Source organism: Cytophaga sp. (genome assembly GCF_051961495.1).
Classification (GTDB): Bacteria; Bacteroidota; Bacteroidia; order Cytophagales; family Cytophagaceae; genus Cytophaga.
Genome location: NZ_JBQCDF010000243.1, coordinates 1 through 8,461 on the forward strand (window position 1 = coordinate 1; position 8,461 = coordinate 8,461).

Here is an 8,461-nt window from a genome sequence, read left to right on the forward strand (position 1 = left end):
CCTACGCTGGCTCTTGCACTTGGCGAGATCAGCCACATAGCACCTGTACCTCTGTCTCCGCCATTATACCCGGTACCTGTACGGTCTGTACCTGCACTGTTCAACTCAGAGAAAGAAAGATCTCCAGAGTTTGGTGAATCATTGTAATCTGCCGTTCCTAAAGCTGTGATTTGTCCGGATGTAACAAGTAAACTGCCCGGTGTTGCATATTGATCACCTAATGAAACTCCGGTATTAGTCGAATATGAAGGGCCTGCATTGGCCACATAATTCAAGGTAAATGTAACCGGACCGAGAACGAGGTTTTTAGCCGGTAAGGTGAATGCTCCGCTACCATTTGTAAACCAGATTCTGTAAACATCCGATACTGCAGCAGAAGACGTCCGTATAGATACAGGAATCACCAATGTAAAGTTCTTTGTATTTGATACCGTGTACGATGCTCCTGTAGTACCGCCCGCCTGGAAGGTATTACTGGATCCGTCCGTATAATTTTCTGTCGGTACAAATCCCGTCATCGATCCGTTGTCCTGCGACTTCGTAATATATACATGATCAATATTGGAAGTTGATGTACCAATCAGCTTTAAATAAGCTGTGCCATCCGAAACCGTAACAGTCCCTGTTACATCAGCAAGTCCGCTTGACACAGTTCCCTGGCTTACCACAGAAGTAAACACTTTGGCTGAGTCCGGTGGTGCCGGAGACGGGTCCTCGTCTTTTTTACAGGAGGTTAAAAGCGTACTGGCAATCGCTGCAAAAGCCAGCGTCCATTGAGCTGCTGAGAAGATTTTCTTTTTCATTGTTTTTCAGGTTAGTTTATAGTTGTGCTATTTAGTTAACAAGCAAATATGCAAACCTGATACGCGCGAAACGTTACAAAGAAAATCCAATATGTTGTATCATTTCCATCCTTTATAAACCAGACTCCGACTGTTCTCTGAGAAAGAAGAAGAGTATGTAAAAAATAAAAAGCCCTTCAGAAGTTTACTCTGAAGGGCTTTTGGTAAGACTTATAAGTAAGGATTACTTTTTAAATATTTTGAATGTCTGGTTATCACAGTTCAGATAATAAACACCCTCTGGCGAAGAAGCGATATCGATTTCAGTACCTTTGGATTTTCTGATCACGTTACCGAATGCATCCTGTAATTCGTATTCTACAGGTCTTGATAATGTAATTTTATCTGTTACACGTTTCGGATAGAATGTTACCGGCTCTAATGTAGATGTATATTCAACTGTAGAAGAATATTTAATCTGACCATCAACATCAAGGTATTTAATTCTGTATTGGTTAACACCTGAATGGTGGAAGCTTTCAACTTCGTAGTTATTTACAATCGCCTGGCCTTTTGCAGGTAATTCTTTAACAATTACCCAGGTGTTGTATCTCATTTGCTCAACGAAGATTTTACCTTTAGGGCGTTCGCCTTTTGTTGACCAGGTAATTTTATCTTTATCTACTGCGAAAGAGCTGATAGAAAATGAACTTTGAGATTGTAATACCTGTGGGTTTAAGATCTTTGGTTTGCAATCGTCTTTATGCGTAATTTTTACAGTTACGGCATCACCGATTTTCAAAAAAGACAGGTCTATTTCAAATGCGCTGCTCGCAACATTGTATTCTTTTTTAACTTCATTGACAAAAACTTCATTTGCACAATAATCGCGCATGTTACCGGCAAATGGATTTTGTACATACAAATTTTTGCCTTGATACACACCTGAAATGGTTAAGATACCCGCTTGTGATGCAAACGCGCCAATTAGCAGTAAACTGGTGATCAAGAACTTACTTACTATTTTAATATGTGTCATTTTCCTTTAAAGGATTAGTTTTATAAAAAAATTAAATTGACCTCGACAAATATTGCTAATTATTCGGTTAATTACAAGTAGTAAAATCAATAATTTCTTAAAGATTATACACATTTTCATATCCGCGGAAGCGAAAAGTTTGAATGCGAATCCATACCTTGCCGGATATATTTTATGCGTGCATTATACCTGAATTCCTGATTAAACGTTGAGTAAGCAATGCTTCTGACAACTCAGCGAAATCACGGGTATAAATACTTTTTGGAGGTACTTTAATTATCTGCTAACTTGTAAGAAATATCCGGTTTACGTTAATTTTCTAGTACCATGCGGATCAAATTCTTATCGTGTTTATTCTTTTGTTTATTGGTTTGCTTCAAGACTCTTGCAAATCAAATTGTTATCCCCATGGATGACAGTCAGAAAAACCACCTGAAAGCTTATGGAATTGCCTATTGGGTACTCACCAAAGAAAGCACTGTGGACTGGCTGCTTAATTATAAAGGCGGAAGTTTTGCCTTTATCTACTCTCCTTCTTTTGTAACCGAACTGGTTGTTCGCGGAGTTTCATACGAGATTATCTCTGATGCTGATTATGCTGGCATACAAACATTTATAGGTAAGCCGGAGATTAATATGGACGTGGTAAAGCTTGAAAAATATCCTAAAATTGCTGTTTACTCTCCTAAAACAAAGCTACCCTGGGACGATGCTGTGACCATGGTACTTACTTATGCCGAAATACCTTACACAGTGATTTATGACGATGAAATCATCGGCGAAGAGTTGCCTAAATACGATTGGCTGCACCTTCACCACGAAGATTTTACGGGCCAATACGGAAAGTTTTATGCCATGTACAGGAACCAACCCTGGTACCAGCAGCAGCAGCTTGAATACGAAGCTTCAGCAAAGCGCTTAGGATTCAATAAAGTATCGGAATTGAAATTAGGGGTTGTTAAAAAGATCCGTGACTTCTGCGCGGGCGGCGGTTATCTGTTTGCCATGTGCTCAGCAACGGACACTTACGACATAGCTTTATCTGCCGAAGGGGTGGACATCTGCGAATCCATGTACGACGGCGATCCAGCTACTCCAAACGCCTCAGGCAAACTGGACTTCACCAAAACTTTTGCCTTTCAGAATTTCAGACTGAAGTCTGATCCGTATGAATACGAATACTCCAATATAGATAATAATCCTCCGGAAAGAGGGCTTACAGAAAACAATGATTATTTCACGCTGTTTGATTTCTCTGCCAAGTGGGATGTAATTCCTACGATGCTTACTCAATGCCATACACGTACTGTGCATGGCTTCATGGGACAAACAACGGGCTTCAAGAAAAACCTGATCAAACCTGAGGTTATTATTTTAGGCGAAACCAAAGAGATCGGCGAAGCGAAGTTTGTGCATGGCACCTACGGCAAAGGCACGTGGACATTCTACGGCGGCCATGACCCGGAAGATTACCAGCATTTCGTTGGTGAAGAACCAACCGACCTGAACCTGCATCCCAATTCACCAGGCTTCAGACTAATCCTGAACAATGTACTCTTCCCTGCAGCGAAGAAGAAAAAACAGAAAACATAAGAACACTTCCAGGCTACTTCCCAGGCATCAAAGCAAACTTCTGCAATGAATTACCAGGCTATTTTAAATCAAATACACAATGATATTAAACCTATAATCGGCCAGGGAAAAGTAGCTGACTATATCCCTGCTTTGGCTGGTATTGATCCTAATAAATTTGCCATGGCTGTTCATACTGTCGACGGTCAATATGCCTGTGTCGGAAATGCGGAAGAAAAATTTTCGATCCAGAGTATTTCAAAGATCATAACACTGACAATGGCTATTGCCTGTGCAGATAAAACAATCTGGAGCAGAGTTGGCAGAGAACCATCAGGAAGCAAATTCAATTCATTAATTCAACTGGAGCTGGAACAAGGTATTCCGCGCAACCCGTTCATCAATGCAGGTGCGCACGTAATCACAGATATTATTTATTCCAATTACGCTTCTCCTAAACAAGCTATTTTAGACTTCATCAGATATGTGAGTTTGAATCATGAAATAGATTTTGATCTTGCTGTAGCACATTCCGAACGTGAAACCGGAAACAGAAACCTGGCTATGGGCTATTTTATGAAAAGCTTTGGAAACATACAAAACAAAGTACGCGAAGTGCTGGATGTATATTTTCATCAGTGTTCCATTGCCATGAGCTGTAAAGATTTGAGTACTGCGTTTTTATATCTGGCAAACAACGGTGTATTGCCTACCCTTGGCAAAACCGTTATTACAAAAAAAGATTCGGATCGGATCAATGCATTGATGCTGACTTGCGGAATGTACGATTCAGTTGGCGACTTTGCTTACCGTGTCGGACTCCCTTCTAAAAGCGGTGTTGGCGGAGGTATTGTATCAATCGTACCTGGTGAAATGTGTATTGTTGTCTGGTCGCCGGGATTAAGTGAATCAGGCAATTCTCTTGTAGGAACACGAGCCTTAGAGTTGTTTGTAAACTATACAGGCAAAACAATTTTTTAATTTTATCAATCAGGATTGCAAATCATCTTGCACCCTTTCTCTAATTATTTAATCGTTTCCCATGGCTAATAACCATGAGGAAAGCAGATTTATACATTTTGCTTATCAGCTAAATAATACCTAAAACAAAGGATACAATTTAATGCTCCGGGTACAAAGAATAACCAATCAGCATCTTTATGCCAAATAGCAATAAAAATCAAAACAGAACAAACTGCCGGTATAACATAATTAATTTTCTTATCTTTTGTTTGAATAAAGAAGAGTAAATTGATTATAGCCAATAATGCAGAAGTAAAAAATATTCCAACAAAACCAAGAAGAAATATTTCTCGCGAAGATGTATATAAAGAAACAAATACAACTAAGATTAACTCCAACAAAAACACAATACCAATTGAATTGAAATATTTCCTTTTCATTAATCTTTAATTGTTATTATAAATTATAATCAGGATTACAAATCCTGTTATCTGTCTTCAGCATTGCAATAATGAAGAATTGGCAACATACAATTTATAACTCATAATTATCATCAGTCATTCCTGCGCTTACTCTTCTTCCCTGCCATCTTGCGCTTATCCTTATAGTTGTAATTATAATCTTTCATGTTGCTTTCTTTCTTTGCATGAAAAGCGGCACCAGGCACAAACTCTTCTGTTCTTCTTTTGTGTTTGGATGCTTTCGCTTCTTCCTCATCTTTACCGCCGCGATTACCTTCTATCACTAGATCATAGGGCAGCTCAATGATTTCCATGCTGTGACCGACGCCTAGCTCTATCTTGCGAACCATATTCAGTTCAATATCGGTTGCATAAGTAATTGCAATGGTGTCCGGTAATTCATCGGCCTGCTTGCGTTCAACCCGATTGATAAAAATATTACGTTCCAGGGGAAGATCGAAATGCAGGATAAAACCAATATCATCAAAATTCAATAATACCTGATCTTCGTTTGACATCAGTAACACACGTACTTCTTCATCCTGTTTGAATTGTTCAAAAGACGTAAATCCCTTCTGCGTGTAAGAAGGATTAAAAATCGCCACGGCACCTTCAATACGCTTCTCCAGACTTTTTAATAATTTATCGGATGTTGCTTTTGAATTTGAAAACACAACTACTTTTTTATACGTGTCGTAATCACGCATCATCAGGTTTAGTAAATTCAGTTTGGTTTTATAGTTCGGTACTTTAAATAACTGCAAGGGAACTGTATCTACTGAATCTTCTGAATCAAGATCTACTTCAATGGTTGTCGGATATAGTAAAAAGAAACTAACCAGCTTCTCCAGCTTTTCATGCATGACTTCTGTAAAGACCACATGCTGGCATTTCGGCAAGCTTTCGGTAATATTCTTTACAACGGTCTGAAGCCCTTGCTTAACGATCAGATCCGCATCATCCAGAATGAATGATTTGATCTGGGTAAGATTAATCGCTGATTTGATATACAGAGCCTCTATCCGATCCGGTGTACCGATTACAACATCTACACCATCTTCCAGCAATTCCCGCTGGCCTTCCATGCCTGCACCCGGATACACACCCAGCACACGGATGTCCAGATTCTTTCCTAACAAACGAAACTGCTCTTCAAGCTCCAATCCTTTATCTTTGTTTGGCACCATAATCACCGCACGCGGCGCCACTTCAAAAGCATATTTCAGTTTACCCAACACACCAAGAACCATGGCAGTTGTTTTACCACAACCTTCCGGCCCTATGATCACAAGATCCTGTCCGCCGATAATGCGTGATAATGTTTTCACCTGCACTTCTTTAGGTTCATTAAAACCCAGGTCAGCCATGGCAGTGTTTAACTGCTTATTTAATTTCAGAATTTCTAAAGACACGTTGTATTTGTTTTTACGAAAGAGGTATTTTCTACCTGTTTCATGATCAAGCCTTATTATAACGACAAAAGTACGAAATATTAACGGATTCAATGACCTTTATATATCCGGGAATCTAAGGTAAAACCGCAGTGCCCTCTGGGCAACTTCAGGGCTGCTCCATAGCAGAAGGTAGGTAAAGGCTTGTATATTCCGCGTATGTTCCGGGTATATTCCGCCTCTGTTCCGGGTATGTTCCGGGTGTTCTATTACAAAAGTTGAGATTGGATCAGGTATGAAAGATAAAAAATCTGTAAGAAGTTATTATAAAAAACCGCACTGAAGTCTGTAGGGCTGGATTCTATATATGCAAAGTTCCTTATTTTTCAGGTATTTATATAACATTACCACAAAAAATATTTAAAAAGAATAAAACCATTGGCCTGCGCAGGATAAATTACGTACAGGAAATTGCCGGAATTGTTTATCTTAAACATGCGAATCTTTTAAGCAACCGCAAACATATTAAAAATACATGCTATGAAACGTACACTATCTCTTTTTTCTGCTTTACTGATGTTGCACGCGGCTTTTGCCCAGATCGTTCCATTAGGCCAGCCCATCAGCACTTCGCTGACCGATGATTTCAATCCCAGCGTAAGCGGCAATGGCAAAACATTATTGTATGAAGTAATCTACAGAACATCTAACAAAGCTGATGTCATGATCTCAAACCAAGTAAATGGAGTATGGTCAATGCCGACTGTAGTGGCGGGTGTAAATACCGAGATTGAACAAATCACCAACGGTGGTTATTTCATTAATCACAATGGTAACATGATCCTGTTCCATTCCAGCAGATACAGGGGACTTGGCGGTACAGACATCTGGTATACAGAAAAAAATGAAGCCGGAGTATGGTCTGCACCAACCAACTTTGCCAAGCCAATTAATAGTGCCGGCAATGAAATTGACCCATCCATGTCTCCGGATGGAAAATTTTTATATTTCACTTTACTGGGCGATAAAAAAACACCTGCAGGTCTGCCTTGCGGAAAGATCATGGTATCTGAACGTATCAGTTCAAATACATGGAAAGCGCCTGTTGAACTTCCAGCACCTATTAATACAGGATGTGAATGCGGTGGAAAATTATTATCCGACAATAAAACATTTATATTTTCTTCTGTACGTGAAGGCGGCAAAGGTGGATTTGACTTCTACAAAAGTACTATGAATGCAGACGGCAGCTTCTCTGCTCCGGTTAACTTTGCATTTGTAAATACACCTGCAGATGACAAATACATTTCCATCGCAGCAGGTGGTTCTATGATGTATGCTGCTGCTCCGGGCAAAGGCAAGGACGAACGCGATATTGTACGCGCCAAAGTTCCTGAAGACATGCAGCCGGAAATGGTAAAACTTTACCAGGGAAAAATAAAAAATGCTTCAGATGAAAAATCGCTCGTTGGACAAATAACAGTAACGGATATTGCAACCGGTAAAAACATGATTTACCGTACCGCCGCGGACGGCAGCTATTCTGTGCCTGTATTGGCTAAAGGTAATTACGACATCAGCGTATTTGCTGCAGCTCCGGGTTACACATACAATTCATTCCTTTTGCAGGAAACGTCTCCGATTAAATACGAAGAAAAAAATGTAAGCTTCACGTTAACACCATTAACAGCAGGCACGGAGATCGAATTAAAAAATCTAACCTTCAATGAAATTTCAGCAACAGATAACGCCAGTGTACTTGAACTGAACCGTGCTAAACTTCTATTGAAATTAAATCCTGCGCTTTCTTTTGAAGTACGTGCCTATACAGACGAAATCATTTCAGATAGCGTACGCCATACAGCCATGGATAAAGAAATCATAAATCCGGATGATTCTTCAACGACTTATAGTAATGATTACTCCCAGGAAGAAGCTAAATACATTTATGATTATTTAGTACAGGGCGGTATACCAGCCAGCAGAATAAGCTACAAAGGCATGGGAGCAAATGAAGCTGACAAAAAGAAAAGGTATATTCTGGTAGTGAAATAAATTCCACATTCCCGTTTAAATCACAAAAAGGCCGGTTGAATTATTCAACCGGCCTTTGTTATATGTTTTTCAGTTTATCGTCCACTGATTTATATCGCTTAAAACGTAATAAACTTAGCGCTATCGTATATTACTCTAAGGAATGCCTGAACAAATAAAAATATCAAAAGATGCTTCTGTGCATCTTCATATCGCATC

Annotated in this window: 7 protein-coding genes; 3 read left to right on the forward strand and 4 right to left on the reverse strand. The window is 39.5% G+C overall.

What is annotated here, in order from left to right:
• Both ACTHJT_RS13300 and ACTHJT_RS13305 read right to left on the reverse strand, forming a co-directional pair.
• A partial coding sequence (locus tag ACTHJT_RS13300) for a hypothetical protein (protein ID WP_440238957.1) occupies nucleotides 1-803 on the reverse strand: 803 nt, incomplete at its 3' end.
• A 223-nt stretch (nucleotides 804-1,026) separates the two neighbouring features.
• Complete coding sequence (locus ACTHJT_RS13305; RefSeq protein ID WP_440238959.1) at nucleotides 1,027-1,821, reverse strand: hypothetical protein; 795 nt, start codon at nucleotides 1,819-1,821, stop codon at nucleotides 1,027-1,029.
• Between the two features lie 408 nt (nucleotides 1,822-2,229).
• Here ACTHJT_RS13305 and ACTHJT_RS13310 point away from each other — a divergent pair, with 408 nt between their 5' ends.
• Together ACTHJT_RS13310 and ACTHJT_RS13315 are read left to right on the forward strand one after the other, a co-directional pair.
• A complete protein-coding gene (locus ACTHJT_RS13310) occupies nucleotides 2,230-3,414 on the forward strand; it encodes an asparagine synthetase B (RefSeq protein WP_440238961.1) in 1,185 nt (394 codons plus the stop codon).
• Nucleotides 3,415-3,459: 45 nt separating this feature from the next.
• A complete protein-coding gene (locus tag ACTHJT_RS13315; RefSeq protein WP_440238963.1) occupies nucleotides 3,460-4,374 on the forward strand; it encodes a glutaminase in 915 nt (304 codons plus the stop codon).
• 89 nt (nucleotides 4,375-4,463) lie between these two features.
• On the opposite strand, the gene ACTHJT_RS13320 is transcribed toward ACTHJT_RS13315, so the two are convergent.
• Nucleotides 4,464-4,796: a hypothetical protein gene (locus ACTHJT_RS13320; protein ID WP_440238965.1), complete on the reverse strand. Its 333-nt coding sequence runs from the start codon at nucleotides 4,794-4,796 to the stop codon at nucleotides 4,464-4,466.
• A gap of 113 nt (nucleotides 4,797-4,909) precedes the next feature.
• Nucleotides 4,910-6,229 (reverse strand): DEAD/DEAH box helicase, encoded by a 1,320-nt coding sequence (locus ACTHJT_RS13325; protein WP_440238967.1) that lies wholly within the window; start codon nucleotides 6,227-6,229, stop codon nucleotides 4,910-4,912.
• Nucleotides 6,230-6,748: 519 nt separating this feature from the next.
• Between ACTHJT_RS13325 and ACTHJT_RS13330 the strand changes: the two genes are divergently transcribed.
• On the forward strand, nucleotides 6,749-8,263 hold the full coding sequence (locus ACTHJT_RS13330; RefSeq protein WP_440238969.1) for an OmpA family protein: 1,515 nt from the start codon (nucleotides 6,749-6,751) through the stop codon (nucleotides 8,261-8,263).
• The last annotated feature ends 198 nt before the right edge of the window (nucleotides 8,264-8,461 follow it).